This window comes from Sulfitobacter sp. M85 (genome assembly GCF_029285915.1).
GTDB classification, from domain to species: domain Bacteria; phylum Pseudomonadota; class Alphaproteobacteria; order Rhodobacterales; family Rhodobacteraceae; genus Sulfitobacter; species Sulfitobacter faviae.
This window is the reverse complement of record NZ_JABECQ010000002.1, coordinates 267459-293461: the sequence shown is the minus strand read 5'-3', so window position 1 is coordinate 293461 and position 26003 is coordinate 267459. Positions and strand designations below refer to the sequence as shown.

Here is a 26003-nt window from a genome sequence, read left to right as displayed (position 1 = left end):
GCAAGACCGCGCGAAGCGGGTCGCGCAGCGTCACCTTGGCGGGGCGGGCATGGTGGCGGGTGCCGCCGCTTCGCTTATTCGAGGTCTTGCGCCGTCAGCGCGCGGTGAATTTCGCGGCGGACCAATTTGCGTACATTGCGGGTGATCCGCTCGCCCAAGGCACCCTGAAGCTCGGCGCGGACGATCTCGGTCACCATGTCGCGCAGTGCTTCCTCGTCGAGGAACTGATCCTCACCCGCGCTGCCCGCCTCCTGCGCGGGGGCGGCATAGTCGAATTCCGGCGCGGTGGCGGCGGGATCGGCCACACGCGGGCCGCTGTCTGCGAAACGGCGCACCTGCTCTTCGAGCTGCGGTGTCGTGGGCTGCGGGCGGTTTGGGGCGGGCGTCTCAGCCTCTACCGTCGCCGTATCGGCAATCGGGGCCTCAGGCGCGTCAAGCTCCGCATCGTCTTTCCACTCCATCGCCGGAGGTTCGGTGCCGGAATAGTCATTATCGCCGGGCGCGTCCGGATCCCAATCATCAGAAATCTTGCCAATGGCCGTCTCAAGCGCCGCCAGCTTGTCGCTACGGCTGGCCCCGGTCGCCTTGGCCACGGCGTCGGAGACGGCGCGGGCCCGGGCCTCATCCGCGGTCTCCGGCGCGGGGGCGCGATAGTCCTCCGCATGCAGATCGCTCGGATCGTCATGCAGCATGTCATAGTCCAAGGGCGAGACCTTGGCCGGATCAACGGCAGCGGCCTTTGGGTGATCCTCGCCATCCGACGTGGCGACTCTAAGCGCGGGGGTCAGCACCAACCGGTCGCTCGACGCCGCGGGAACCTTCTCGGCAGGCGGGGTCGCGGGGTGACGGGCCGAGACGAATGGACGCTCTGCCTCATCGACACTGTCTTCCGCTTCGGTCTGCATGGCTTGGGTCAGGCTCAGCGGCTGCGGCGTGGCTTTGGATACTTCACCGACGCCCTCGTCAGAAGCGGGACGCGGCGTGCCGCCCGAGGCTGTGCGCAGCGACAGATGCGGGGTGAAATCCTCGGACGTGACGCTGTCCGATGTCGGCTCGTCCAATGCGCCCCGCATGCTTTTGAACGCGGCCCCGGTGTCATCAGCAGAATTGCCAGCCTCTGGCTTGGAAACCGGCGTAGGGTTGGACGTTTGCAGGGGACGCTTGTCTTCGGACACCAATCGGCGAATCGACGACAGGACGTCTTCCACCTCCGCGTTTGTGACGGGTTCGGACATATTTCTCTACCACTCTTGCCTCGCGGATAGCTTAACCGCGTGGGAGGATTCTCACAATGGGGCGGTGTAAAATGCCAAACGACCGCGCAAACCGTCAGTCTTTTTGCAGCGCGCGCAGCACGCGATCCAACGCTTGGCCCTCTTTGGAGTATTTAGCAGGGGCGTCCTTAACAAGGTTGTAATAGGCCCCCGCGTCATAGATCTGCACCGGCAGTTTCAGATCCTGAGCGGTCAGACGGCCCGTGGCAGCCAGCACGGAATAGGCCGCCACATAGAGATTGGCACGGGCCGATACGCGGGTCGATTCCGCATCGAGCAACGATTGCTCTGCATCCAGCACGTCCAAGGTGGTGCGCGCGCCGAGGGTGGCTTCCTCGCGGACGCCGCGGAAGGCGATACGCGCCGCCCGGATCTGCCGGTCGGAGGCTTCCAACTGCGCCCGCGCCGAGGCCAGCGCGGCATAGGCGTTGCCCACTTCCTGCTCGACGTCTTGGCGCACCACATGCAGGTTCGCGCGCTGCGCGTCCCGCTGCGCCATCGCGCTGCGCACGGCCGAGGACAGCGCTCCGCCCTGATAGATGGTCTGACCGACCTCGACCCCAACGCTGCCGCTGCGGGTATAGGCTTCGCTGTCGAAAGTCTCGTTCAGACCATATTGCCCGTTCAGCGTGATCCGCGGGGCCATGGCGGCCTCATTCGCTTCGACGCTCAGATCGGCTGCCGCCACCTGATGCTGTGCGGCGATGATCGACGGGTGAGTGCGCACAGCCAAAGCCTTGGCAGAGGCGAGATTGCCACCGACATTCGGCAGGCTCGGTGGTTGGCTGAGGTTGCCGGGCGCATGGCCCACGGCGTTGCGATATTCCTCGACCGCGCGCAGCAGCACGCCTTCGGCGCCCGCCAGTCCGCTGCGGGCATTGGCAAGCTGCGCTTCGGCCAAGGCCACATCGGTGCGGGTGACTTCGCCCACGTCGAAACGATCCCGCGCGGCGCGCAGCTCTTGGGTCAGCAGACGCAGGTTGTTGTTGCGCAGCTCAACCGTTTCCGAGGCTTCGATCACGCCCATATAGGCCGCAACCGCGCGCAGCAGCACCTGCTGCTCTAGGTTGACCAAGGTCTGGCGGGTGGCCAGCACGGCCTCTTTCGCCGCCTCCACCCGATAGGCGCTCGCGCCGAAATCATAGAGTAGCAATTCGCCAATCAGGCTGATCGACGCCTTGAGGCTTTCCGTCGACTGGGCTGGCAAAAGGGAGGAACTGCGCGTGGTGCCAAAGCTCTGCGTCAGCCCGGCGGCCCACCGCAACACGGGTTTCAGCGCCGATTTCGCCGCGGCCACATCCTCATCGGCGGCGCGCAAAAGCGCACGGTTCTGTTCCAGCAGACCGGAATGCTCATAGGCCCCCACCAGCGCATCGGCCAATGTCTCGGCGGCAGCCACACGCGGCAGGGCAGCGCCGCTGGCGAGGACAAGGCTCATCGGCACGGCGATGGCAAAACGTTTGAGGGATTTCGTGAAACTGTTCGCGCTCATGGCTCAATGCCCCTGAATGGCTTTTATAGACCTTTGGACCGGCCCGTAGGCCGATCGGGGCGGGTGCCCCTCCCCTGAAGGCGAAGTGGCGCGCGGTATGATCGGCGCGCCATCCTGTCGCTTACAGCTGGAATTCTGCCTGACGTTCAAAGCCACGCAGCACCGGCGCACCGGCGTTGAATTCGGGCCGCCAAGACACCTGACCGCCGCGTTTATAGCCCAGGCGTACCTCGCCCAGACCCCGATCCATAAAGAGACAAGCGATCCGCCCGCCCTCTTTCACCTGTTCCACCAGCGCTTCGGGCAGCTCACCTACCGCACCCTGGACGATGACTACATCATAGGGCCCATGCTGCGGCGCGCCTTCGGTCAGCGGGGCGACATGGACGATCACATTGTCTGCACCCGCCTGCGCCAGCGCCTCTTGCGCCTCGGCGGCCATGGCTTCGTCTTCCTCAACGGCGACGACGGCCTCAGCCATATGCGCGATCACGGCGCTGGAATAGCCCATGGCGCAGCCGATATCGAGCACGAGTTCTTCGTTGGTGATGTCGAGGTGATCGAGCATCTTGGCCAATGTCCGTGGGTCGAGCAGCACCCGGTCCTGCCCCAGATCGAGGTTTTCACCCAGATAGGCAGCCTCGCGCTGTGCCGCCGGCACGAAGTCTTCGCGCTGCACGGTCAGCATCGCGTCGATGATTGGAAACTTGGTCACATCCGAAGGACGAACCTGCGTATCTACCATGGTTACGCGGCGGGCGGCGAAATCACTCATCAGCTAAACTCATTCGTTCAGGGTGTCTGAAGAGTGATGTGCCACATTGCCGGGCCAGCGGCAACGCCCTGACCGCATTTTCGCGCGCATATGGGACTTGCGGCCTCCTTCGTGATCCGTTAGCAGTGCGCCAACCACCGGTCGGCGAGTTGGCGGAGTGGTTACGCAGCGGATTGCAAATCCGTGTACACCGGTTCGATTCCGGTACTCGCCTCCATTTCCTCCAGCATGAGCGGTTACGCGATACCGCCCCCCCCCGGCGAAACCACTATTCGCGCGCGCTCCTCTTAAAAGCCACCCAGGACCCCTCGTCATCAACGGCGCGGCCATGCCTCACCCCCCACCACCTTTCCCCGCCGCCGCCAAAACCTCGCGCAACTCATCCTCATTCCGATAGCCGATCAGAATACCCGCCGTCGCCTCGCCCATCGTGGCATCGCTGGCTGCAATCTTGGCGTCGGAAATGGTGGTGCGCTGAGCGGTGCGGCGCGTCCAGCGGAACAGCAGTTGCTCCAGCCGGGCGCGCTCAGGCGCATGGGCGGGGTTGGCCCCCAGATCGACCAGCTCATCGGGGTCGCTTTCAAGGTCGAACAGCATCGGGCGGAACCCTTCGGCAAAGACGTATTTCCACCGCCCGTCGAATAGCATCGTCAGCTTGGCGTCCCTCACCTCGACCCCCAAGCGTTTGCGCACGTCGCGCTGCGCGTAGTCGTATTCCGAGACCACGAAATCACGCAACCGCTCGGCCTTGCCATGTAACAGCGGCAAGAGGGATCGGCCCTCGATGATATGCGGCACGGCGGCGCCGCCGAAATAATCAAGAATGGTGGGCACCACGTCGATCGCCTCGACCAGTGCCGAGGATTTTGCGCCGCGGGTCGCATCGGCCTCGGGGCGGGGATCAACGACGATCATCGGAATGCGGGCGGAGGGGTCGTGAAAAAGCTCTTTCTCCCCCATCCAGTGGTCGCCAAGGTAATCGCCGTGATCCGAGGTGAAGACGATCATCGTATCATCCGCGACTCCCTCTTCGGTGAGAAACGCCATCAGCCGGCCGATCTGGTCGTCGAGCTGTTTGATCAGCCCCATATAGGCAGTCAGAACCCGGCCTCGGGTCGCGTCATCGGAAAAGGCTTGAGAGACGCGCTCCTGCATGAATGCGCCATAGACGGGATGCGGATCGCGCTTTTCCGCCGCGCTTCGCACCGGGTCCAGATGGCGCTCAGGCCCATAGAGATCATGGTAGGGCGCGGGGACGATATAGGGCCAGTGCGGTTTGATATAGCTCAGGTGCAGGCACCACGGCTGATCGCCGGCATCGCGGATGAAATCCATGGCGCGGCCCGTGATATAGGGCGTCTCGCTCTCCTCATCCGCGGCGCGGGCCGGTTTGTCGGCGTGGTCCAGAAACCAGCCGCTCAGGATATTGCCCTCTGCATCTTCGGCGCTGTTGGCGACGGAATGCCACGGGTTCTCATCCTGCCACCCGCGGTCCTTCATATGCGCGTCATAGGCGGGGTTGCGGGCGTAGGGCCCGCCGTCGGGGTGCAGCCCGTCGTCCCGCTCATAGGGCTCGAACCCGCATTCCGAAATCAGCACGCCAATATCGCTGTCGGGCGACAGGCCAAGGCGGCGCAGCCCTTCGATATCGGCGGCCATATGGGTCTTGCCGCAAAGCGCTGTGCGCACGCCCAAGGGGCGCAGATGGTCGCCCAGCGTCATCTCCCCCACCTTCAGGGGGATGCCATTCCAAGTCGACCCATGCGAGCTGACATAGCGGCCTGTGTAGAACGACATGCGCGAGGGGCCGCAAATCGGCGATTGCACATAGGCGCGGTCGAAAAGCACTCCGCGCGCGGCCAGCGCGTCAATATGCGGCGTGTGCAGATGCGGATGGCCCGTGCAGGACAGATAATCCCAGCGAAGTTGGTCGCACATGATGAAAAGAACGTTCTTGGGCATGGGGCGCTTTCCCTGCGATGGTCCTTCGCGCAGCTTAGCTCGCGAAGCATTTCGTCGTGCTGTGATTTGATTTTTGGCCTGCCTGACAATGCCTTGCAGTTTCTAGCCCAAGTTTAACCAAATTTTTAGCATTCACCGCCCAACCTCTACCAGGACATTGGGAAAGGCAACTCAAGCCGGACCAGCGAGGATGCCAGAATGAACAGCACGCAAAGGATACTTGTCACCGGCACGGGCGGTTTCATCGGCTTTCACCTTGCCCGGCTATTGCTGGCCGAAGGCGCACGGGTGCAGGGCTATGACGGGATGACCGATTACTACGATGTCGCCCTGAAACAACGCCGCCATGCGATGCTGCTTCAGCATGAGCATTTCACCACCAAAGAAGCCCTGCTGGAAGACCGCGAGACCTTCGACGCGCTGGTAGATGACTTCGCGCCCGACATGATCGTGCACCTTGCCGCACAGGCGGGCGTGCGTCACAGCATCGACCACCCCCGCGCTTTTTTGGAGGCGAATATCACCGGCACCTTCAACGTGATGGAGGCTGCGCGGCGGTTGGAGGTGAAACACCTGCTCATGGCCTCCTCCTCGTCAATCTACGGCGCCAATACCGATATGCCTTTCGCCGAGGCCGGGGCCACCGACCGGCCCCTGTCGATCTACGCCGCCACGAAAAAGGCGAATGAGGGGATGGCCCATGCCTATGCTCATCTCTGGGGTCTGCCGACGACGATGTTTCGTTTTTTCACCGTCTACGGGGCTTGGGGTCGGCCCGACCTTGCCCTGAGTAAATTCGTCGACGCGATCCTCGATGGCCGTCCGATCGACATCTACAACCACGGCGAGATGTACCGCGATTTCACCTGTGTCGACGATCTGGTGCGCGCCATTCGGCTGCTGATGGATTGCGTTCCGCCGCAACCGGGCACGGCGCCACCGCCGCCGGACTGGGATTCGCTCTCCCCCGCGGCCCCCTACCGTGCGGTGAATATCGGCAATTCCGAAAAGGTGCGCCTGCTCGATTTCGTCGAGGCGATCGAAGCCGCGCTCGGCAAACGGGCGGTCCGCAATTACATGGGGATGCAGATGGGTGATGCCCCCGCCACATGGGCCGACGCGACCCTGCTACATAGGCTCACCGGCTACCGCCCACAGACCGACATTCACGAAGGCATCGCGCGTTTCGTCGCTTGGTTTCGGGACTATCACGGCAGATAGCCGCAGCGCTTAGTGCTGGTGCTGCTGGCGGACGTAGTCCATCACCGCGCCCCTGACCGACATCTCGCCCCGCTCTCGCGCCGCGTGGATCACCGCGCGCACGTCGTCGAGATTGCAGCGCCGCAGCAGGCTTTTGACCGGCCCGATGGAGGCCGGGCGCATCGACAGGGTCTTGAGCCCGATGGCCGCGAAACACAGCGCCTCGACCGGGCGGCCCGCATCCTCCCCGCAAAAAGACAGCGCAGTATCTGTTTCGGCGCAGCGTTCTACGATGCCCTCGAGGAAGGTCAGGAAAGAGACGTTCAGCGTGTCATAGCGCCGCCGCACCCGCTCGTTCTCACGGTCGGCGGCGAAAAAGAACTGCTTGAGATCATTGCCCCCGATCGACAGGAACTCGACCTCCTCAAAGAATTTCTTTGGGGCAAAGGCGAGGCTGGGGGTCTCCAGCATGGCGCCGACCTCCAGCTTTTCGGGCAGGACATGGCCCAGAATACGCTCACGCTCCATCGCCTTGTCGACCTCCGCGCGGGCGGCGCGGAATTCCTCGAACTGGGCGATAAAGGGGAACATCACCGCCAGCGGGCGGCCCGCGGCGGCGCGGATCAGGGCTTGCAATTGCATCCGCATGACACCGGGCTTGTCCAGCCCCACCCGGATCGCGCGCCAGCCCAAGGCCGGGTTCGGCTCATCATGGGGCTTCATATAGGGCAGCACCTTGTCCGACCCGATGTCGAGCGTGCGGAAGACCACGCGGCGGCCATGGGCGGCATCGAGCACGCGCGCGTAAAGCGCGGCAAGCTCGGTCCGGCGGGGCATCTGGTTGCGCACCAGAAACTGCAACTCGGTGCGGAAGAGCCCGACCCCTTCGGCCCCCGACCCTTCGAGCGAGGGCAGATCGGCCATCAGACCTGCGTTCATCTGTAGGCTGATGATCCGCCCGCATTTCGTCTCGGCCGGTTTGTCGCGGATCGAGGCATAGCGTTCCTGCGCCGCTGCCTGCATCGCGATCTTGTCGCGAAAGGCCGTGGCCACGGTATCGTCGGGGCGCAGATGCACCACGCCCTGCTCACCGTCGACCATGATGTGATCACCGTTCAGCGCGTCATTGGTCACACGGCTGGCGTGGACGATCAGCGGAATCGCCAGCGCCCGCGCGACAACAGCGGCGTGAGAGCCGACCGAGCCGCCCTCTAACACGATGCCGCGCAACGACCGCCCGTAATCCAGCAGTTCCGCCGGGCCGATGTTGCGCGCCACGAGGATCGGATCGACCGGCATCTCGGCCCCGGTATCGCTGCCCTGCCCCGTCAGATTGCGCAGCAACCGGTTCGACAGATCGTCCAGATCCGACAACCGCTCCCGCAAGTAGGCATCATTGACCTGCCCCAGACGGGCGCGGGCCATGGATTGCTCTTTCTCGACCGCGGCCTCAGCGCTCAGCCCGCTTTGGATATCCTCCACCATGCGCCGCATCCAGCCTTTGGAATTGGCGAACATGCGGTAGGCTTCGAGCACCTTCTGCTGCTCTTTGTCGGCGGTAAGGCTTAACAGTTGGTCAACGCTGAGCCGCAATTGCTCAACCGCTTCGGTCAGCCGCTCCGTCTCGCGTTCAGGGTCATCGGCAATGGGGTTTGAGACCACCACCCGCGGCTCATGCAGCCAGACGTGCCCCTCGGCCACACCCTCCTGCCCCACAGTGCCGCGCAGCAGCACCGGCTGGCTATGCCGGGCCGACATCGCAGCCCCCTCGCCGACAAAAGCGCCAAGCTCGGCCATTTCGGCCAGCACCATCGCCACGACCTCAAGCGCATAGACCTCATCGGCGGAGAACTCCCGCGCGACTTTGGACTGCACCACCAGCACGCCCAGCGTCTCACCCAGACGTTGCACCGGCACCCCAAGGAAGGAGGAATAAATCTCCTCCCCCGTCTCGGGCATGAAGCGGAAACCAGCGGCTTGGGGCGCATCGGGCGTGTTGATGACCGTGCGCCTCTTGGCGACCCGACCGACCAGACCTTCGCCCAGTTTCATGCGCGTTTCATGCACCGCCGCTTCGTTCAGACCTTCGGTGGCGCAAAGCTCAAGCGTGTCTTCGTCGCGGAACAGATAGATCGAGCAGACTTCGCAGCCCATGGAATTGGCGATCAACTGGGTGATCTTGTCCAGCCGCGCCTGGCCCGCCACATCGCTGGCCATCGCATCACGCAGCCGCCCCAGCAGCTTGCGGCTTTCTGTCTCAACCCGTTCGGCCATATGATCCGGTCCCTGTCCCTCTGGAGCAGGGTTTAGCGCACTCGCGCAAGGATAGAAATGCTATTCGCGCCATACCCTACATCCTCAGCCAGCATATCGGCGGGATGCTGCAGATTTACGCAAGGGGTCACCTTGCGTAAAACCCGTGTCATCGCAGGTGTTTAGGCCGCTTTATCAAGCTCGAAAGCGTCGTGCAGCGCTTGCACGGCCAATTCCATATACTTGCGGTCGATCAACACGCTGATCTTGATCTCGGAGGTGGTGATCACCTTGATGTTGATCCCCTCGTCCGAGAGCACCTTAAACATCTTGGCGGCCACGCCGGTATGGCTGCGCATGCCGATCCCCACCACGGAAACCTTGGCCACGGCCTTGTCGGCGATCAACTCCTGATAGTTGATGATCCCCTCTTCATGGGCCTTTTCCATCGCCTTTTCAGCGCGGATCACCTGATCGACGGGGCAGGACCACGTCATATCGGTGCGCCCCTCTTCGGAAATGTTCTGAACGATCATATCGACGTTCACGCCGCCCTCGCTGAGCGCGGTAAAGATCGTCGCGGCGATGCCGGGGCGGTCCGCCACGGACACCAAGGTCATCTTTGCCTCATCACGGGAAAACGCGACCCCGGCCACCACATTGCTTTCCATGATTTCCTCCTCATCGCAGACGAGCGTCCCGGCATCGTCAGATTGTTCTTCGAAACTGCTCAGCACCCGCAGTTTAACCTTGTAGCGCATCGCCAGTTCGACCGAACGGGTCTGCAAAACCTTCGCCCCGAGAGAGGCCAGTTCCAGCATCTCTTCAAAGGAAATCTTGTCAAGTTTGCGGGCCTTGGATTCGACCCGCGGGTCGGTCGTGTAGACGCCGTCCACGTCGGTATAGATATCGCAACGCTCCGCGCCAAAGGCGGCGGCAAAGGCCACGGCGGTCGTGTCCGATCCGCCCCGGCCAAGCGTGGTGATCCGGCCCTGCGGGCTGATGCCTTGGAAACCTGCGACCACGGCCACCTTCATGCCTTCACCGAACTTGGCGTTGATGTTGTCGGTGGGAATCTCTTCGATCCGCGCGGCCGAATGGGCATCGGTGGTGCGCACCGGCACCTGCCAGCCCTGCCAAGACCGCGCGGGCACGTCCATTTCCTGCAAAGTGAGCGCCATCAGCCCGGCGGTAACATTCTCCCCGCTCGACACGATGGCATCATATTCGCGCGCATCATAGAGCGGCGAGGTCTCATTGACGAAGCCTACCAGCTTGTTCGTCTCGCCCGACATGGCGGATACGATGACGATCACGTCATAGCCCTTGGCCACCTCGACGCCGACGCGCTTTGCCGCGCGGCGGATACGGTCCAAAGTGGCAACCGAAGTCCCACCGAATTTCATAACCAGAACAGGCATATTGTCCCCCGCGCAACAGTCCAGCGCGGTCTAAGCCCACGGCACGGCAAGGGCAAGCCTATTTAACATGACGTTATGTAGCGCCGCCTAGAACGGATGCGCGCGGCCGTCCCATGTCTCGAAGCAGCCCGTTTGAGCAAGGTCCAGCGTGGCGATCCGTTGTGCAAGACCTTGGGCAGACTCCGCCACGCTGATTTCGCCCTGATCACCGCCCATATCGGTGCGCACCCAGCCGGGGTGATAAATCCCCACCGCGATGCCCTCGGGCTTCAGGTCCACCGCCAGATTGCGCCCCAGATTGATCGCCGCCGCTTTGGAGGCGCGGTAGATATAGCTGCCCCCCGGCGCCCGCGTTTGCGACCCCATCTGCGAGGCGATGATCGCGATTTTCGCCCCCTGCGCCGCACGCAGGTTGGGCAGCAGGGATTGCACGGTGAGGAAAACCCCGGTCACATTGGTCGCGAAACTCTGCGCCCAGAGGTCGGGGCCAAAGCCGGTATCCAAGTCATCGCCCTTGTCCAGATACACACCCGCATTGCAGATCAGCAGGTCCAGCGGACGGTCTTGCAGGTTTGCGGCGAAGGACGCGTGGCTTGCCGGGTCGGTCACGTCCAGCACGGCCTGCGCGCCTGCGCCGCGTGCGGTGCCGATCACCTCTTCGCCCGCGTCTTTATACTGGCGGGCCAGCGCCGCGCCGATGCCGCGGCTGGCGCCTGTGATAACGATGGTCATGGGCGATCCTTTATGAAAATGGGCTTTTAGGAAAGTTGGCGTTTGGGTTTGAACGGGAGCGGCATCAGGGGCACGCCCTCGGCCACCAATTCCCGCGCCTGATCCAGCCGCGCCTCGCCATAGATCGGGCGCTCGGGGCTGCGCCCTGCGTGCATGTCCCGCGCCTCGCGCACGAAATTCTTGCCAACGTAATCGGAGGTGGATTCGACCTTTTTGCGCAGGGCCGTCAGTGCCTTTTCCACATCACTTGCCTGATTGGACAGGGCCGGGGCGGGTGTCTCGGCAGGCTTCGGTTTCTCCGCCGCTTCCGGCGCAGCCGGAGCGCTGCCGCCTGAGGTCACCCGCGGGGCCATCAGCGATTTGCTCACCTCCGTCGAGCCGCAGACCGCACAGCTCAGATGGCCCGCACGGGCGAGGCTGTCAAAGGCCGCCGCGGATTGGAACCAACTTTCGAAACCATGCCCGGCCTCGCATTTCAGTGCATAACGGATCATTCGCCCGGTCCTCAAACTCTCTGCTTTAAATGGGCTGCGGCGCAAAAGAGGTCAAGACAAGCGCGGGCGCGGCGCGGATCGCAACGCGGCGCGGTCAGCCCGCCAAACCACCGCTGCGCGGATCGAAATCACGGATCAGCCGCGCCAGATCGGGGGCCTCCACCAGCCGGGCGGCCTTGCGGCGCGAACACCACATCCGCTTGCGCTGTCCCTTCTCGGGGAAGTGTTTGGCCAGCGCCTTGACCTTTACCGGGTAGAGCATCGCCAGACAGGGCAAGGTCCCATCCGCGCCGGTTTTGGCATAGCTGTAGACGCCCAGACATTGCCCCCGCGCCTGCCCCACGACGCCGCCTTCCTCCCAAGCCTCGACCAAGGCCGAGGCGGCGGGGGTCTTGCCTTCCATCGGCCAACCCTTGGGAATGATCCAACGTTTGCTCCCGCGCGAAGTGATCAGCAGGATCTGCAACTTGCCCCGTTTACGACGCCAGCAAAGCGCCGCGAACTGAATGCGCAGCTCATCCTTCTGTCCGCCGTTCAAGGATATCGGAGCCTGTTTCACCATCCGTTGCAGCCGCGCCCCTTGGCAGGTTGTTTCCCCTTGACCCTAGCGCGGCGATCCCCGTCTGGCCATATCCCCTTGCCCCCTTTCATCGCATCAAAGATACTACCAAAATGATAAGATTTTCCGCTCTTCTGACAGTGCTTTGCAGCCTTGCCCTGCCCCTTCGGGCCGAAGCACCCGTGACGGTCTTTGCCGCCGCCAGCCTGCGCGGCGCGTTGGAGGAGGTCACGGCGGATTTCCACACGCCGGTGGTGCCGTCTTACGGCGGGTCGGGCACGATGGCACGGCAAGTCGCCTCCGGAGCGCCCGCCGATGTGGTCTTGCTGGCCAATAGCGACTGGATGACATGGCTCGCAGATGAAGGCGTGGAGGGGGCCGGGAATGCGCAGATCATCGCCCGCAACCGCCTCGTGCTGATTGCCCCCGCCGACAGCGCCCCACTTGCCGATCCCGCCGAGCTGCCCGCCCGGCTCGGCGCCGAAGGGCGGCTTGCCATAGGGCAACGCGACGCCGTTCCCGCAGGCAGCTATGCCCGTGCATGGCTCACCCATGCGGGGCTTTGGCAACGGCTGCAAAGCCGCTTGGCCGAGACCGACAATGTCCGTGCCGCACTGGCGCTGGTCGCGCGGGGCGATGCGCCACTTGGCGTGGTCTATGCCAGCGATGCGCAGGCCGAGCCGGAGGTGCAGACCATCTACGAGGTCCCTGCCGAGGCCCATGCCCCGATTACCTATCCTGCCGCGGCGCTGACGGCCAAGGGCAGGGCACTGGTCGATTTTCTGACCACCGACGCGGCTCAGGCGATCCTTGTGGACCACGGGTTCCTTCGGGCCGATCATGGATCTTGACGCCGCCGCTTGGGCCGCGCTCTTGCTGTCGCTGCGGGTGGCGAGCGTGGCGATGCTTTGTTCGCTGCCGCTGGCGCTCTGGGTCGCGTGGATTCTCGCCCGGAAAGAGTTTCGCGGCAAAGGCGTGCTGAGCGCGCTGGTCCATCTACCGCTGGTGCTGCCGCCGGTGGTGACGGGCTATCTGCTGCTGCTCAGCTTTGGCCGCAACGCCCCTTTGGGCCGCCTGTTGGAGAGCCTCGGCATCGGTCTTGCCTTTCACTGGACGGGCGCGGTGCTGGCGGCGCTGATCATGGGGTTCCCGCTGATGGTCCGCGCCATGCGGCTGGCGATCGAGGCGGTCGACCCCCGGATCGAAGACGCCGCCGCAACCCTCGGCGCGCCGCGCCTGAGCGTATTTTGCCGCGTCACCCTGCCGCTGATCTTTCCCGGCATCCTCGCCGGGGCAGTGATGGGCTTTGCCAAGGCGATGGGCGAATTCGGCGCCACGATCACCTTTGTCGCCAATATCCCCGGCCAGACCCAGACCCTGCCAAGCGCGATCTGGACGGCCTTGCAGGTGCCGGGCGGTGAAAACCGTGCACTGGCCATGGCCGCGCTGGCCGGGTTGGTAGCGCTGACCGCCGTGCTGCTCTCCGAAGCATTGGCACGGCGGGTCGCGAAACGCATTTCGGGGGCGCGCTGATGCTTGAGGTCACGCTGCGCCATGGGTTCGACGGCTTCGATCTGGACCTGTCTTTCACCACCCAAGGCGGGATCACCGCGCTCTTTGGCCGCTCCGGCGCGGGCAAGACGACGGTGATCAATGCACTCGCCGGATTGCTGCGCCCCGATGTCGGGCGCGTGGTGCTGGACGGTGAGGTGCTTTTGGATACACAGCGCGGCATCTGGGTGCCGCCACATCGCCGCAGGCTGGGCTATGTCTTTCAAGACGCGCGGCTTTTTCCCCATTTGGACGTGCGCGGCAACCTGACCTTCGGCGCGCGCTATGCCCCGCGCGGCAGCCAAGGCGCGGGTTTTGCCGATGTCGTGGCGCTTCTGGGGCTTGAGCCCCTGCTCGACCGTGCCCCGGCAACGCTTTCGGGCGGGGAGAAACAGCGCGTCGCCCTTGGTCGCGCCCTGCTGTGCCATCCGCGCATGTTGCTGATGGATGAGCCGCTGGCCAGCCTCGACGGGCCGCGCAAGCAAGAGATCCTGCCCTATCTCGAACGGCTGCGCGACGGGGGGTTGGGCCTGCCGATCCTCTACGTCAGCCATGCGGTGGATGAAATCGCCCGCCTCGCCGATCGCTTGGTGCTGCTGCAAAACGGGCGGCTGAAGGCCCAGGGCGCGCTGTTCGACGTGATGGCCGACCCGGCAGCCGTGCCGCTGCTCGGCGTGCGCGAAGCCGGCGCGGTGCTGGAGGCCGACGTCATCGCCCATGCCGAAGATGGGCTTTCGACCCTCGCCGTGCGGGCGGGGCAATTGGAGCTTCCCGGCGTGCAAGCGCCGGTGGGCGCGCGGGTGCGGCTGCGGGTCTTGGCGCAGGATGTGATCCTGTCGCGCGCGCGGCCCGAGGGGCTGTCTTCGGTCAACATCCTGCCCGTCCGGGTCGAGGCCGTGCATCCGGGCGACGGGCCCGGTGCGGCCATCGCGCTCGACGCGGGCGGAGACCGCCTTTTGGCGCGGGTGACGGCCCGGGCGGTCCGCGACCTTGATCTGCGTGAGGGCATGGGCTGCTATGCCATCCTCAAGGCCACCACAGTGGCCCCGGGAAGCATCGGGCGCTGATCACAGTTTGGGCGGCGTCCTGCCCATTTTCTTGCGTAGGCGGGCGACCAGTTCCTCTTGCGGGATATCCGCCTCTATCGCCAGTTTGCGCAGGCCGAAATGCACATGGGCCATGTCTTGGTAATAGCTGGTATAGGCATAGTTCGTCGCAGCCCCAGCCACTGCGCCCAGCACCGGCACCGCCTGCGCGGCAAGCTTTTGTCCCAGCACCAGCGCCAGACGCGGCGCCACCCGGGCGATCACCGCATTCATCGCGCGGCCCGTGAGCGCCATGCGCACGGTGAGAAACCCCAGATCGGCGCTATCGTCATCCGCCAGCGGCCCGGCGGCGGTAAAGACATGCACGCAGTCGAATTGCACATTCTCCGCCGATGGATCGAACCCATGTTCAGCCGCCACCCCTTGGATGACCCGCAAAAGCAGCGTGGTGGTCACCGGCAGTTCGGCCAAGGCGGTCGGCAGCCCCCCGGCCCCGCCCGCGGCGCCCATGGCGGTCGAGACGGCTTGGTTCAGCCAGCCTTGCTGGTCTTTCACATAGCTGCGGCTGGAATGGGCGGCCTGCATGGCATGGCCAAGTGCCTTCATCGTCGCCCCTTCGAGGTTGCGGCGCACCGCCCCTGGCAAACGGTCGATCAACCCATCCGCGCTGCCGCCGATAAGGTTGAGCACATGGATGCCCACGCCGCCCGCCTGTTTATAGCGGCGGGCGATCTCATCCAGCCGGGCATCGACATCAATGGTGCTGGGCAGGTTGCTTTCGATCTGCATGGGCGTCCCTCTTCGAGCTTAGGCTCAATGTGGGTCGCGGGCGGGGTAAAATCAATCGTGCCAGCGGCGAACCTTGCCCGTCACCCCGGCCCAAGCCCCCTCGGTCAAGGCGCGGCCCAAGATGCGCGCGGGGTTCGTGGGCGGCGGCATCTCGACCCCCTGCAACAGGGCAAAGCCGAAGCGATTGTAATAGGGCGCGTCGCCCACCAGCATCACCCGTTCCCACCCCAGCGGGGCCGCCTGCGCCAGCGAGGTCTCGATCAGCCCCGCGCCCAGCCCTTCGCCCTGCCTTGTGGGGTGCACCGCCACCGGCCCCAGCAAGAGCGCCTTCGCCGCGCCGATGCGCACGGGCCAATAGCGGATCGCCCCGGCCAGAATTCCGCCGCTGTCACGGGCCACATGGCTGAGCCCTGCCACCGGCGGCACGCCATCGCGCAGACGGTAAGACGACAGCGCCTCGCGTCCCGGCGCGAAACAGGTGTCATAGAGCGCTTCGACCTCCCAATGGTCGGCGGGCACCTCCGGGGTCATCTTGTAGGGCGTCTGATGCAAGGCCGGAGGCTTTCAGGAGCAATTGCGGGTGGCGCTGGACGTAGCATGAGGCTAGCCATGGGTGCAAACCATCAAGGAGTGTACATGTTCTATCGTCCCGAAGACGGCCATGGTCTGCCGCATAACCCGTTCAACGCCATCATCAGCCCACGCCCGATCGGCTGGATCTCTACCCGTGATGGCGCAGGCCGCGACAACCTCGCCCCCTATTCCTTTTTCAATGCCGTCGCCTATGTGCCGCCGCAGGTGATGTTCGCCTCGACCAGCGCCAAGGAAGACGTGGACGGCACCAAGGATTCCGTGGCCAATATTCGGGAAACCGGGGTGTTCTGCGTGAACGTGGTGGAATATGCGGCGCGTGACGTGATGAATGTGAGTTCTGCCATGCTGCCTCATGGCGAGGATGAATTCGCCCGTGCCGGGATCGACAAGGCCGAATGCGAACAGATCGCCTGCGCGCGGGTGGCCAATGCGCCCGCGAGCCTCGAGTGCAAGCTGACCCAGATCGTGCAACTGCCGGGCGAGGCGAATTTCGCGGTTTTCGGTGAGGTCGTAGGCGTGCATATGCGCGACGATTGCGTGGTCGATGGGCGGTTCGACGTGACCCGGTTCCAGCCGCTGTCGCGTTTGGGGTACCGCGATTACACGGTGGTGCGGGATGTGTTCGAGTTGAAGCGTCCGGATGATTGATAAGGGCCATCGCCTGCCCGCGGGTGGGTGATCCAACGCTCAGCTCGGGCCACTTTATTGCTCAGCCGTGATGTGCGTTCTCAGTGTCGCGCCTCGCCTCGCCGGATCGCCTACCCGTGGGGCGGGCAGGCGATGGCCCGGCGCCTGCGGCTTGTTCCGGGCCGGGTGGCAAACTTGACCAAGAAGTTGCTGACTAAGAAGGCTACAAATAACCCGGCACCTCTCGGCGCCGGGTTTTCCATTCAGTGCCCGCCCAGAACCCCGGTGCGCACATCGTAATCAACCGCCAATTCGTAATCGGGGTCGTCATCGCTATCGACCATCAGATGCCCCGCCTTGGTCAGCAAACGGTGGCAATCACGGCTCAGGTGACGCAGTTGCAAACGTTTGCCCGCAGCCTCGTATTTCGCGGCCATCGCCTCGATCGCCTGTAGCGCGGATTGGTCCACCACCCGGCTGTCGGCGAAGTCGACGATCACCACCTCGGGGTCGTTCTCCACATCGAAAAGCTCGGCAAAGCCGTCGGAAGAGCCGAAGAACAACGGCCCGTGGATCTCATAGACCTTGGCGCCCTTCTCGGTCACCGAGTCCCGCGTGGTCGCGTGGATACGGCGCGCGTTGTTCCACGCATAGGCCAGCGCCGAGACGATCACGCCGACAACCACCGCCACGGCGAGGTCTTCCATCACGGTCACCACGGTCACCAGAATGATGACGAAAGCATCCATCAGTGGCACTTTGCGCAGGATGGTGAGCGAGTTCCAAGCGAAGGTGCCGATCACCACCATGAACATCACACCGACAAGAGCGGCCAGCGGGATAAGCTCGATCACCGAGGAGCCGACGAGGATGAAGAGCAGCAAGAACACCGCCGCGGCGATCCCAGCGACACGGGTGCGACCGCCGGATTTCACGTTGATCATAGACTGACCGATCATCGCGCAGCCGCCCATGCCGCCGAAGAAACCGGTGACCGTATTGGCCACACCTTGGGCGATACACTCTTGGCTCGCGCCGCCACGTTTGCCGGTGAGGTCACCGACGAGGTTCAGGGTCAGCAGGCTTTCGATCAGACCGATGGCCGCGAGGATGACGGCGTAAGGCAGGATGATCTCAAAGGTCTCCCAAGTCAGCGGCACCATGGGGATATGCAAGCTCGGCAAGCCACCTTGAATCGACGCCAAGTCACCCACCCGCGGCACGTCGAGGCCGAAACCGATCACGAGGGCGGCAATCACGCCGATGCCCGCTAGCGGCGCGGGGATGACCTTGGTGATGCGCGGGGTGATCCAGATGATCGCCATGGTCGCCGCCACCAGCGTCAGCATGAGGTAGAGCGGCTGGCCCGAAAGCCATTCACCACCGCCCACGCCATGACCGGTGTCGACCATGGTGCCGGGCACTTTGAACTGACTCATCTGGGCGAGGAAAATCACGATGGCGAGGCCATTGACGAAGCCCAGCATCACCGGATGCGGCACCAACCGGATGAACTTGCCCCATTGCATGACGCCCGCGAAAATCTGCAACAGCCCCATCAACACGACGGTGGCAAAGAGGTATTCGACCCCGTGCTGCGCCACCAGCGCCACCATGACCACGGCGAGCGCCCCGGTCGCGCCAGAGATCATCCCGGGCCGACCACCGATCAGCGCGGTGATGAGGCCCACGAGAAAGGCGGCATAGAGCCCGACCAGCGGGTGCACCCCGGCGACGAAGGCAAAGGCCACCGCCTCGGGCACCAGCGCCAGCGCCACGGTCAGCCCTGACAGCAGTTCGATCCGCAGCCGACCGATGGAGAAACCGTCATCCGGCATCCAACGCAGATCGGTCACATCGAGGTTCTTGGCGAAATTGTGCAGCGTGGCGCGCATGGGGGCGTCCTTTGACTTTCGGAAAACGGATATAGCGCCCTGACCGCGGATGCGGGGCGCTTTTGGCTGCACCTAGAGGAATTTCGCCGCAAAGAAAAGCGTCTTGGCGACGGGGCCACGGAAGTTGCTGCAATGCAGAAACACTTTCACCCCCTCGCCTGACGCAGTCGTGTTTTGCCTCTCGGCAAAAACACTTGATCCCCGTGGCATTCTATGAGGTTCTTTGACCCTTACCCGCAACCATCCTAGGCACAGGCTTACCCCTCATGACAGATACGAAAATCGCCGTGATCGGCGGCTCCGGCATTTACGACATCGACGGGCTTCAGGATGCCGATTGGGTCACCGTGGAGACCCCATGGGGCGCGCCCTCGGATCAAGTGCTGACTGGCACGCTAGATGGGGTCGCCATGGTCTTTCTGCCGCGCCATGGCCGCGGGCATGTGCATACGCCGACCTCCGTCCCCTACCGCGCGAATATCGACGCGCTGAAACGGCTCGGCTGCACGGATGTGATCAGCGTCTCGGCCTGCGGGTCGTTCCGCGAGGAGATGGCCCCGGGCGATTTCGTCATCGTCGACCAATTCATCGACCGCACCATGGCGCGCGAAAAGAGCTTCTTCGGCCCCGGCTGCGTGGCCCATGTATCCATCGCCCATCCCACCTGCCCGCGGTTAAGCGACGCCTGCGAGACCGCCGCGCGGGAGGCGGGCATCAACGTCCACCGCGGCGGCACCTATCTGGCGATGGAGGGGCCGCAATTCTCGACGCTCGCGGAATCCAAGATGTACCGCGACAGCTGGGGGGCGGATGTGATCGGCATGACCAATATGCCCGAGGCGAAACTCGCCCGCGAGGCGGAGCTTTGCTATGCCAGTGTCGCGATGATCACCGATTACGACAGCTGGCACCCGGACCACGGCGAAGTGGATGTGACGCAGATCATCGCTACGCTGATGGGCAACGCCGACAAGGGCCGCGCCATGGTTTCGCGCCTGCCCGCGCTTCTGGGGGCCGAGCGCGCGCCCTGCCCGCACGGCTGTGACCGGGCGCTGGAATTTGCGATCCTGACCCAGCCGGATGCGCGGGATCCGGAATTGCTGGCCAAGCTGGATGCGGTGGCGGGGCGGATGCTTTGACCGCAGGCGGCGGCTTTGCTTGGCTGAGTGCGGAAGGTATTTAAGAAAGGATGAAGGGAGGGGGTTGGCGCCCCTTCTTGGATGTTGTGCGGTGGGCGCAGATGGGGGGTTCGCCCGGGCGGCGCGTTGCGCTAAGACGGGTCCGGTCAAACACGCGGAAGGGCGCCATGAAACAGGTTCAGGACTATATTCGCACGATCGTAGATTTTCCCCATGAGGGGATCATGTTTCGTGACGTGACAACGCTTTTCGCCGATCCGCGCGGGTTTCGCATGGCGATCGACCAGATGCTGCACCCCTATGCGGGAATTGCGATTGATAAGGTCGTGGGGCTGGAGGCGCGCGGTTTCATTCTTGGCGGGGCGATTGCGCATCAGCTGAGCGTGGGTTTCGTGCCGATCCGCAAGAAGGGCAAGCTGCCCGGCACGGTGATCAGTCAGGAATACCAGCTTGAATATGGCGAGGCCATTGTCGAGTTGCATGACGATGCGATCAAACCGGGCGAGAAGGTTTTGGTTGTGGATGATCTTTTGGCCACCGGCGGCACGGCGGAGGCCGGGATCAAACTGATCGAGCGTTTGGGGGGCGAGATCGTCTCCTGCGCCTTTATTATCGATCTGCCCGAACTGGGCGGGCGCAAGCGTTTGGAAGCGCTTGGCAAAGAGGTGCATGCGCTCTGCGCTTTTGACGGGCTTTAAGCCCTTAGGACGGCGCCGGGGTTCATGATGCCCTTGGGATCAAGGGCCGCTTTGATGGCGCGCATGGCGGTGAGTTTGGCGGGGTCGCCGTAGCGTTCGAGGTCATCGACCTTGACTCGGCCCACGCCATGTTCCGCGCTGAACGAACCGCCGAGGTCGTGGACGAGGTCATGGACCAGACGTTTCACCGCGTCGCGTTGGCCTTCGTAATCGGTGCGGTCTTTGCCCTTTGCGGGGAAGACGTTGTAGTGCAGGTTGCCGTCCCCGACATGGCCGAAACAGTTGATGCGGAAGTCGCCGAGGGCCGAGAGCGCATCGGTGGCGCGGGTGATGAATTCGGGGATCGCGCCGAGGGGCACCGAGATGTCGTGGCTGGAGACCGAGCCGATCAGGCGGTTGGCCTCGGGGATGGTTTCGCGGATGGTCCAGAAGTCTTGGGCCTGTTGGGCGTTCTGGGCGATGAGGCCGTCGGAGACGAGGCCGGCGTCGAGGGCTGCAGCGAATAGGGCCTCTAGGGCGGCGTCGGTATCGATCTCTCCGGGGGTGCCGATGTCGATCAGGACGCACCATTGCGGGGTTTCGGCGAAGGGTTGGCGGATGTTGGGCAGGGTTTCGTTTAGGAAATCGAAACCTCTTCGGTGCATCAATTCGAAAGCGCTGATCATTTCGCCCAAGTGATCGCGCGCGAGGGAGAGGAGCGCCAATGCGGCGGCGGGGCTCTCGATCACCATGAGTGCGGTACCACTGCGGGCGGGGCGCGCGTAGAGTTTGAGGGCCGCGGCGGTGATCACGCCGAGGGTGCCTTCGGCGCCGATCAGCAGGTTGCGCAGATCGTAGCCGGTGTTGTTTTTGCGCAGGCGGGTCAGGCCGTGCCAGATTTGGCCGTCAGGCAAGACGGCTTCGAGGCCGAGGCAGAGGTCGCGGGCGTTGCCGTAGCGCAGCACGCCGGTGCCGCCTGCGTTCGTCGAAAGCGTGCCGCCAATGCGCGCGGTGCCCTCGGCGGCGAGGGACAGGGGGAAGAGGCGGTTTACCTCTTCGGCGGCGGTTTGGACATCGGCGAGGATCGTGCCTGCTTCGGCGACCAGCACATTCTCTTCGGGCAGGACGGCCCGGATGCGGTTCATGCGTTCGAGGGAGAGGATGAGCGGTGCGGGACCATCGCTGCTGATCTGGCCGCCGACAAGTCCGGTGCCGCCGCCATAGGGCACGACCGGCACGCGGGCGGCATGGGCGGCGCGGATCAGGGTGGCGACCTCTTCGGTGCTGCGCGGCAGGGCCAAGACGCCCCCCTGCCCCGCGTAGCGGCCGCGGGGTTCTTCGAGGTAGCGCTGCTCGGGGTCGCGCAGCACATCGTCTGGCAGTTGCGCGCGCAGGGTGTCGATGAAGGCGGTGTCGGCGGGGTTCAGTGTCATGGGCCTTTGATCCTGCGCGGGGCGCGCAGATGCAAGGGCAAAGCGCCGGACCGGCGGGGAGAATGCGGGGCGTGAGGCGGGGCGATCATGCCCCGGCGATGCTTATGTTGTCAGCGAGGCGTTTCGCGTTGAGCCTTAGCCTACGTCCGTGCGGCCCCGCCGGTCTTTGCGGAGAGAAGCGTAGAGCACATGGGTCCGCCAGCGGCCATCGATCTGTAGATAGCTCTGCGCGACGCCCTCGTATTTGAAGCCCGCCTTTTCGAGCAGGCCGCGGGAGGCTTGGTTTTCAGGCAGGCAGGCGGCCTCGATGCGCGACAGGTCGAGGCGGGTGAAGGCCTGATGCACCGTCGCTTCGATCGCCTCGCGCATGTAGCCTTGGCGGGCAAAGGGTTCGCCCGTCCAATAGCCCAGGGTGCCGGATTGAGCCGGCCCGCGACGGATGTTGTCGAGGGTGATCGCACCGACGAGGTTTTGGTCGCTGCGCCGGATGAGAAAGAGCGGCATGGCGTTACCCGAGGAGACCGAGCGCTGCGCCCAGTAGACACGGTTTGTAAAAGCCTTGCGGGTCAAATGATCCTCGGCCCATGTCGGCTCCCACGGGCGCAGGTAGTCGTTGCTGGCGCGGCGCAGGGCCGCCCAGGCGCGGAAATCGGCGTGGATCGGCGGGCGCAGGGTCAGCCGTTCCGTCTCTATCCGCAGTTTGCGTCGCCCCAGCATCAGGCGGCGCGTCTGTTGTGAAGGTCGTCCAGCGTCGGGGCGGCGTCGACCGGACCGTAGAGCGCGAGAGCCGCAGGGGCTTGCGTGGCCATGCGTTCGGCGAAATCGCGCACGTCGCCAGTGGTGACCGCGTCGATCTGGGCGACGGTTTCTTCCAGCGGCGGTACACGGTCCCAAATCTGGATGAGCCGGGCAAGTCGTTCGGCACGGTTGGAGGGGCTTTCCAGCCCCATGAGCAGCCCGGCCTTCATCTGCGCGCGGGCGCGGGCGACTTCGGCAGGCGACATGTCAGAGGCCGCGCGCTTCATCTCGTCGATGGTGATATTGGCCAGTTCGGGCAGTTGCTCGGCGCTGGTGCCGGCGTAGATCGTGGTCATGCCCGTGTCGGCATAGGCGCCTGCTTGGGCGAAGATCGTGTAGCAAAGGCCGCGATTCTCACGAATCTCTTGGAACAGGCGGGAGGACATGCCGCCGCCCAGAGCTGAGGCGTAGATTTGGGCGATGTAGATGTCGTCGGAGCGGTACCCGGGGCTTTCAAAGCCAAGCGCGAAATGGGCCTGTTCCAGTTGTTTGACCTGTCGATATTCGCCGCCGCCGAAACGGGCGCTGTCGATCTGGTAGAGCGTCTTGGCGGGCATGTCGCCAAAGAGGCTTTCGGCGAGTTTGACGATTTTGTCGTGGTCCACCGCACCGGCAGCCGAAAGGATCATCTGCTCCGGCCCGTAGTGATCGGCGATGAAACGTTGCAGGTCGTCACGCGAGAAGGCCGAGACCCGCTCGCTTGGCCCAAGGATCGTGCGGCCGATGGGCTGATCCGGGTAGGCCTGCTCTTGCAGCCAGTCGAAAATCACATCGTCGGGCGTGTCGAGCGCTTGGCCGATCTCTTGCAGGATCACGCCGCGTTCGACCTCGACTTCCGAAGGGTCCAGCACCGGGTTGCGCAGAATGTCGGCGATCACGTCGAGGCCGAGCGCCACGTCATTTTCCAACACGCGGGCATAATAGGCCGTCACTTCGCGCGAGGTATAGGCGTTGATATAGCCGCCCACATCCTCAATCGCCTCGGCGATTTGCAGCGAAGAACGGGTCGCGGTGCCTTTGAACGCCATATGTTCGAGGAAATGCGCGATGCCATTTTGCTGCGGCGTCTCATGCCGCGCGCCTGCGTTGACCCAGACGCCGATGGCGGAGGAGGCAAGCCCTTCCATATGTTCGGTGACGATGCGAAAGCCGTTGGGCAATGTGGTCTGTTGTAGGCTCACGCGGAGAGGTTTCCTTTGATATGCGCTTTGAGCGCGTCGAGGTCGTTGGGCAGCCGGGTGAAACGTTCTTCCCGGTCGAAAAGGTCCGCCATGCGGGGCGGCAGGCCCGGGCGAATGCCGGTTGCGGCTTCGACCGCGTCGGGGAATTTTGCCGGATGGGCGGTGGCGAGGGTCACCATCGGGGTTGCCGGATCGCGCAGATCATCCGCGACTTTCACGCCGACAGCGGAGTGCGGGCAAAGCAGCTCACCCGTGGTCCGGCGACGGTCAGCGATGGTGGCGGTGGTTTCCTCTTCGGAGACGCGGCCCGAGCGGTAGATGTCTTGCAGCGCTTGCATCGCCCCTTGAGAGACGTCGAAACCGCCCTGCCCCAACTCGTCCATCAACTGCGCCACGGCACCGGCATCGCGATCATAGGCGTCAAAGAGGGCGCGTTCGAAGTTCGAGGAGACCTGAATGTCCATTGACGGGCTGATCGAGGGGGTCACGCTCCCCTTGTGATAGCCTTGGCCCGAGAGGCAGCGGTGCAGGATGTCGTTCTGGTTGGTGGCGACGACCAGATCAGCGATGGGCAGCCCCATGCGCTTGGCGATATAGCCCGCGAAGATGTCGCCGAAATTGCCGGTGGGCACGGTGAAGCTGATCTCACGCAGGGGCGCGCCGAGGCTCGTAGCGGCGGTGAAGTAATAGACCACCTGCGCCAGCACCCGGCCCCAGTTGATCGAATTCACCCCTGCCAGCCGCACGGTATCGCGGAAGTCGAAATCGTTGAACATGTCCTTAAGGCGGGCTTGGCAATCGTCGAAATCACCGTCGATGGCCAGCGCGTGCACGTTGGATTCCGCGGGCGTGGTCATCTGGCGGCGCTGCACGTCAGACACGCGCCCATGAGGGTAGAGGATGAAGACATCGACATTGTCGAGCCCCTTGAAGGCTTCGATCGCGGCGGAGCCGGTGTCACCCGAGGTGGCGCCCACGATGGTCACCCGCTCGCCCTTGCGGCCCAACGCGGCTTGGAACATCTGGCCGATAAGCTGCATGGCGAAGTCTTTGAATGCCAGTGTCGGCCCGTGGAACAGCTCAAGCAGGAAGTGGTTCGGGGCGAGTTGCACCATGGGCGCACGGGCGGCATGGCCGAAACCCTCATAGGCGCGGGCGATGATGGCGCGGAATTCTTCATCCGTAAAAGTGTCACCGATAAAGGGGCGCATGACGGTAAAGGCCACCTCTTCGTAGCTTTGGCCCTGCATGGCCGCGATCTGTTCCGCGCTCAACGTCGGGATCGTTTCGGGGACGTAGAGGCCGCCGTCACGGGCAAGGCCGGTCAGCATCGCCTCTTCGAAGGACAGAACAGGGGCGGAGCCACGGGTAGAGATATAGCGCATAGGGTCAGTCGACTTTCGGCGTTGCAGGGGCGCGGCGGCGGCGCAGGAAAAGGACGGTCATCGCCAGCCAGATGGCGGCGAGGGAAAACCAGGTGATCGCATATTGCAAGTGATCGTTGGGGATGCGGGCGGTATCGACGGGCAGCGGGGTGATCTTTGGGTCCGGCCCGGCGCCTTCGCGCATGACGATCAAAAGCGGTTCGGTGTCGAGTGTTTCGGCCATGACCTCAACATCGCGGGCGAACCAGATGTTGCGATCCATGTCGGCCTCGGGCGTGAAACTGTCGACCTCCTGAGGCCATTGCAGGTTGCCGGTCAGGGTGGCGGTGCCTGCGGGGGCGATAGCGTCTTTGTTCGATGTGGCGGTAAAGCCGAGGTCGATGAGCACGCGCCGTCCGCTCTCCAACGCCATGGGTGCAATGACGCGGTAACCTGCGCCTTTCTGCTTTTGGCTGACCAGCACATGCAGCGCCTGCTCCCCGATTTCTCCGCTGACGGTGACGGGCAGATAGGCGTCGGCTTCTGGATCGGGATCGGCGGGCAAGGCCACGGGTGTTGCGGCGATGCGGTTGTTGATGTCGGCTATGATCGCCTCTTTCCACGCCAGCCGCTGCACCTGCCAGACCCCGAGTGCGACGAGGATGGCTGCCCCGCCAAGGCCGACGATGATGAAGAACAGGCTGCGCCGCATTCGAATCTCTCTGGCTGAAACGACAAACGCGCGAA

At 64.0% G+C, this 26003-nt stretch carries 24 protein-coding genes and 1 tRNA gene; 8 read left to right on the top strand and 17 right to left on the bottom strand.

Annotation, left to right across the window (positions count from 1 at the left end; translation table 11 throughout):
* Window positions 1–74: 74 nt before the first annotated feature.
* From HKX24_RS05255 to HKX24_RS05245, 3 genes are all read right to left on the bottom strand, one after another.
* On the bottom strand, window positions 75–1235 hold the full coding sequence (locus HKX24_RS05255; RefSeq protein WP_271693200.1) for a hypothetical protein: 1161 nt from the start codon (window positions 1233–1235) through the stop codon (window positions 75–77).
* Between the two features lie 94 nt (window positions 1236–1329).
* Window positions 1330–2766, bottom strand: coding sequence for a TolC family outer membrane protein (locus tag HKX24_RS05250; RefSeq protein ID WP_271693199.1), 1437 nt, complete (start codon window positions 2764–2766; stop codon window positions 1330–1332).
* A gap of 121 nt (window positions 2767–2887) precedes the next feature.
* Entirely contained in the window at window positions 2888–3541 is a 654-nt protein-coding gene (locus HKX24_RS05245) for a methyltransferase domain-containing protein (protein ID WP_067267693.1), read from the bottom strand.
* A 143-nt stretch (window positions 3542–3684) separates the two neighbouring features.
* On the opposite strand from HKX24_RS05245, the gene HKX24_RS05240 reads away from it, so the two are divergent.
* Window positions 3685–3758: transfer RNA gene (locus tag HKX24_RS05240), tRNA-Cys, on the top strand.
* 116 nt (window positions 3759–3874) lie between these two features.
* On the opposite strand, the gene HKX24_RS05235 is transcribed toward HKX24_RS05240, so the two are convergent.
* The gene (locus HKX24_RS05235; protein WP_271693198.1) at window positions 3875–5503 is read right to left on the bottom strand and encodes an alkaline phosphatase family protein; all 1629 of its coding nucleotides are present in this window, start codon (window positions 5501–5503) and stop codon (window positions 3875–3877) included.
* 198 nt (window positions 5504–5701) lie between these two features.
* Between HKX24_RS05235 and HKX24_RS05230 the strand changes: the two genes are divergently transcribed.
* The gene (locus HKX24_RS05230) at window positions 5702–6724 is read left to right on the top strand and encodes an NAD-dependent epimerase/dehydratase family protein (protein ID WP_271693197.1); all 1023 of its coding nucleotides are present in this window, start codon (window positions 5702–5704) and stop codon (window positions 6722–6724) included.
* 9 nt (window positions 6725–6733) lie between these two features.
* Here HKX24_RS05230 and ptsP read toward each other — a convergent pair whose 3' ends face one another.
* From ptsP to HKX24_RS05205, 5 genes are all read right to left on the bottom strand, one after another.
* Window positions 6734–8977, bottom strand: coding sequence for a phosphoenolpyruvate--protein phosphotransferase (gene ptsP / locus HKX24_RS05225; protein WP_271693196.1), 2244 nt, complete (start codon window positions 8975–8977; stop codon window positions 6734–6736).
* A 161-nt stretch (window positions 8978–9138) separates the two neighbouring features.
* Window positions 9139–10377, bottom strand: a complete 1239-nt coding sequence (locus tag HKX24_RS05220; protein WP_136720516.1) for an aspartate kinase — start codon at window positions 10375–10377, stop codon at window positions 9139–9141.
* An 87-nt stretch (window positions 10378–10464) separates the two neighbouring features.
* On the bottom strand, window positions 10465–11109 hold the full coding sequence (locus HKX24_RS05215) for an SDR family oxidoreductase (RefSeq protein ID WP_271693195.1): 645 nt from the start codon (window positions 11107–11109) through the stop codon (window positions 10465–10467).
* 26 nt (window positions 11110–11135) lie between these two features.
* Window positions 11136–11603: a DUF1178 family protein gene (locus tag HKX24_RS05210; protein ID WP_271693194.1), complete on the bottom strand. Its 468-nt coding sequence runs from the start codon at window positions 11601–11603 to the stop codon at window positions 11136–11138.
* 94 nt (window positions 11604–11697) lie between these two features.
* Window positions 11698–12165, bottom strand: a complete 468-nt coding sequence (locus HKX24_RS05205; RefSeq protein ID WP_067267814.1) for an NUDIX hydrolase — start codon at window positions 12163–12165, stop codon at window positions 11698–11700.
* 110 nt (window positions 12166–12275) lie between these two features.
* On the opposite strand from HKX24_RS05205, the gene modA reads away from it, so the two are divergent.
* Genes modA through modC form a run of 3 tightly spaced genes read left to right on the top strand, consistent with a single transcriptional unit; the run spans window position 12276 to window position 14780 of the window.
* Window positions 12276–13013, top strand: a complete 738-nt coding sequence (gene modA / locus HKX24_RS05200; RefSeq protein ID WP_271693193.1) for a molybdate ABC transporter substrate-binding protein — start codon at window positions 12276–12278, stop codon at window positions 13011–13013.
* Window positions 13003–13695, top strand: coding sequence for a molybdate ABC transporter permease subunit (gene modB, locus HKX24_RS05195; RefSeq protein ID WP_271693192.1), 693 nt, complete (start codon window positions 13003–13005; stop codon window positions 13693–13695). Before modA ends, modB begins: the two co-directional genes overlap by 11 nt.
* Entirely contained in the window at window positions 13692–14780 is a 1089-nt protein-coding gene (gene modC, locus HKX24_RS05190) for a molybdenum ABC transporter ATP-binding protein (RefSeq protein WP_271693799.1), read from the top strand. Before modB ends, modC begins: the two co-directional genes overlap by 4 nt.
* Here the strand turns inward: modC and HKX24_RS05185 are convergent, their stop codons facing one another.
* Both HKX24_RS05185 and HKX24_RS05180 read right to left on the bottom strand, forming a co-directional pair.
* Window positions 14781–15548, bottom strand: a complete 768-nt coding sequence (locus HKX24_RS05185) for an EcsC family protein (RefSeq protein ID WP_271693191.1) — start codon at window positions 15546–15548, stop codon at window positions 14781–14783. It abuts the gene before it with no gap.
* 51 nt (window positions 15549–15599) lie between these two features.
* Window positions 15600–16079, bottom strand: a complete 480-nt coding sequence (locus tag HKX24_RS05180) for an N-acetyltransferase (protein ID WP_271693190.1) — start codon at window positions 16077–16079, stop codon at window positions 15600–15602.
* 105 nt (window positions 16080–16184) lie between these two features.
* On the opposite strand from HKX24_RS05180, the gene HKX24_RS05175 reads away from it, so the two are divergent.
* Window positions 16185–16790 (top strand): flavin reductase family protein, encoded by a 606-nt coding sequence (locus HKX24_RS05175; RefSeq protein WP_067267806.1) that lies wholly within the window; start codon window positions 16185–16187, stop codon window positions 16788–16790.
* 242 nt (window positions 16791–17032) lie between these two features.
* Here the strand turns inward: HKX24_RS05175 and HKX24_RS05170 are convergent, their stop codons facing one another.
* Window positions 17033–18664 (bottom strand): SulP family inorganic anion transporter, encoded by a 1632-nt coding sequence (locus HKX24_RS05170; protein WP_271693188.1) that lies wholly within the window; start codon window positions 18662–18664, stop codon window positions 17033–17035.
* A gap of 266 nt (window positions 18665–18930) precedes the next feature.
* Between HKX24_RS05170 and HKX24_RS05165 the strand changes: the two genes are divergently transcribed.
* Both HKX24_RS05165 and HKX24_RS05160 read left to right on the top strand, forming a co-directional pair.
* Window positions 18931–19803 carry an S-methyl-5'-thioadenosine phosphorylase gene (locus HKX24_RS05165; protein WP_271693187.1) on the top strand — a complete coding sequence of 291 codons (873 nt, stop codon included), beginning with the start codon at window positions 18931–18933 and terminating at the stop codon, window positions 19801–19803.
* 167 nt (window positions 19804–19970) lie between these two features.
* Window positions 19971–20501, top strand: coding sequence for an adenine phosphoribosyltransferase (locus HKX24_RS05160; protein WP_271693186.1), 531 nt, complete (start codon window positions 19971–19973; stop codon window positions 20499–20501).
* On the opposite strand, the gene HKX24_RS05155 is transcribed toward HKX24_RS05160, so the two are convergent.
* From HKX24_RS05155 to HKX24_RS05135, 5 genes are all read right to left on the bottom strand, one after another.
* Window positions 20498–21913 carry an FAD-binding oxidoreductase gene (locus HKX24_RS05155; protein WP_271693185.1) on the bottom strand — a complete coding sequence of 472 codons (1416 nt, stop codon included), beginning with the start codon at window positions 21911–21913 and terminating at the stop codon, window positions 20498–20500. The two genes, HKX24_RS05160 and HKX24_RS05155, sit on opposite strands and share 4 nt — an antisense overlap.
* 135 nt (window positions 21914–22048) lie before the next feature.
* Window positions 22049–22633: a GNAT family protein gene (locus tag HKX24_RS05150; protein WP_067267819.1), complete on the bottom strand. Its 585-nt coding sequence runs from the start codon at window positions 22631–22633 to the stop codon at window positions 22049–22051.
* The gene (locus tag HKX24_RS05145) at window positions 22630–23892 is read right to left on the bottom strand and encodes a pitrilysin family protein (RefSeq protein WP_271693184.1); all 1263 of its coding nucleotides are present in this window, start codon (window positions 23890–23892) and stop codon (window positions 22630–22632) included. Before HKX24_RS05145 ends, HKX24_RS05150 begins: the two co-directional genes overlap by 4 nt.
* A complete protein-coding gene (gene thrC, locus HKX24_RS05140) occupies window positions 23889–25277 on the bottom strand; it encodes a threonine synthase (RefSeq protein WP_271693183.1) in 1389 nt (462 codons plus the stop codon). The genes HKX24_RS05145 and thrC overlap by 4 nt, the downstream gene beginning before the upstream one ends.
* A 4-nt stretch (window positions 25278–25281) precedes the next feature.
* Complete coding sequence (locus HKX24_RS05135) at window positions 25282–25968, bottom strand: SURF1 family protein (RefSeq protein ID WP_271693182.1); 687 nt, start codon at window positions 25966–25968, stop codon at window positions 25282–25284.
* Window positions 25969–26003 lie beyond the last annotated feature (35 nt).

Excerpts from the sequence above, each read along its gene's own strand:
- HKX24_RS05255 (WP_271693200.1), bottom strand. The coding sequence starts at position 1,235 with ATGTCCGAACCCGTCACAAACGCGGAGGTGGAAGACGTCCTGTCGTCG.
- HKX24_RS05135 (WP_271693182.1), bottom strand. The coding sequence starts at position 25,968 with ATGCGGCGCAGCCTGTTCTTCATCATCGTCGGCCTTGGCGGGGCAGCC.
- HKX24_RS05235 (WP_271693198.1), bottom strand. The coding sequence starts at position 5,503 with ATGCCCAAGAACGTTCTTTTCATCATGTGCGACCAACTTCGCTGGGAT.
- HKX24_RS05220 (WP_136720516.1), bottom strand. The coding sequence starts at position 10,377 with ATGCCTGTTCTGGTTATGAAATTCGGTGGGACTTCGGTTGCCACTTTG.
- HKX24_RS05245 (WP_067267693.1), bottom strand. The coding sequence starts at position 3,541 with ATGAGTGATTTCGCCGCCCGCCGCGTAACCATGGTAGATACGCAGGTT.
- ptsP (WP_271693196.1), bottom strand. The coding sequence starts at position 8,977 with ATGGCCGAACGGGTTGAGACAGAAAGCCGCAAGCTGCTGGGGCGGCTG.
- HKX24_RS05215 (WP_271693195.1), bottom strand. The coding sequence starts at position 11,109 with ATGACCATCGTTATCACAGGCGCCAGCCGCGGCATCGGCGCGGCGCTG.
- HKX24_RS05170 (WP_271693188.1), bottom strand. The coding sequence starts at position 18,664 with ATGCGCGCCACGCTGCACAATTTCGCCAAGAACCTCGATGTGACCGAT.
- modA (WP_271693193.1), top strand. The coding sequence starts at position 12,276 with ATGATAAGATTTTCCGCTCTTCTGACAGTGCTTTGCAGCCTTGCCCTG.
- HKX24_RS05210 (WP_271693194.1), bottom strand. The coding sequence starts at position 11,603 with ATGATCCGTTATGCACTGAAATGCGAGGCCGGGCATGGTTTCGAAAGT.
- HKX24_RS05230 (WP_271693197.1), top strand. The coding sequence starts at position 5,702 with ATGAACAGCACGCAAAGGATACTTGTCACCGGCACGGGCGGTTTCATC.
- HKX24_RS05180 (WP_271693190.1), bottom strand. The coding sequence starts at position 16,079 with ATGACCCCGGAGGTGCCCGCCGACCATTGGGAGGTCGAAGCGCTCTAT.
- modB (WP_271693192.1), top strand. The coding sequence starts at position 13,003 with ATGGATCTTGACGCCGCCGCTTGGGCCGCGCTCTTGCTGTCGCTGCGG.
- HKX24_RS05175 (WP_067267806.1), top strand. The coding sequence starts at position 16,185 with ATGTTCTATCGTCCCGAAGACGGCCATGGTCTGCCGCATAACCCGTTC.
- HKX24_RS05205 (WP_067267814.1), bottom strand. The coding sequence starts at position 12,165 with ATGGTGAAACAGGCTCCGATATCCTTGAACGGCGGACAGAAGGATGAG.
- HKX24_RS05165 (WP_271693187.1), top strand. The coding sequence starts at position 18,931 with ATGACAGATACGAAAATCGCCGTGATCGGCGGCTCCGGCATTTACGAC.
- HKX24_RS05250 (WP_271693199.1), bottom strand. The coding sequence starts at position 2,766 with ATGAGCGCGAACAGTTTCACGAAATCCCTCAAACGTTTTGCCATCGCC.
- HKX24_RS05160 (WP_271693186.1), top strand. The coding sequence starts at position 19,971 with ATGAAACAGGTTCAGGACTATATTCGCACGATCGTAGATTTTCCCCAT.
- thrC (WP_271693183.1), bottom strand. The coding sequence starts at position 25,277 with ATGCGCTATATCTCTACCCGTGGCTCCGCCCCTGTTCTGTCCTTCGAA.
- HKX24_RS05155 (WP_271693185.1), bottom strand. The coding sequence starts at position 21,913 with ATGACACTGAACCCCGCCGACACCGCCTTCATCGACACCCTGCGCGCG.
- HKX24_RS05185 (WP_271693191.1), bottom strand. The coding sequence starts at position 15,548 with ATGCAGATCGAAAGCAACCTGCCCAGCACCATTGATGTCGATGCCCGG.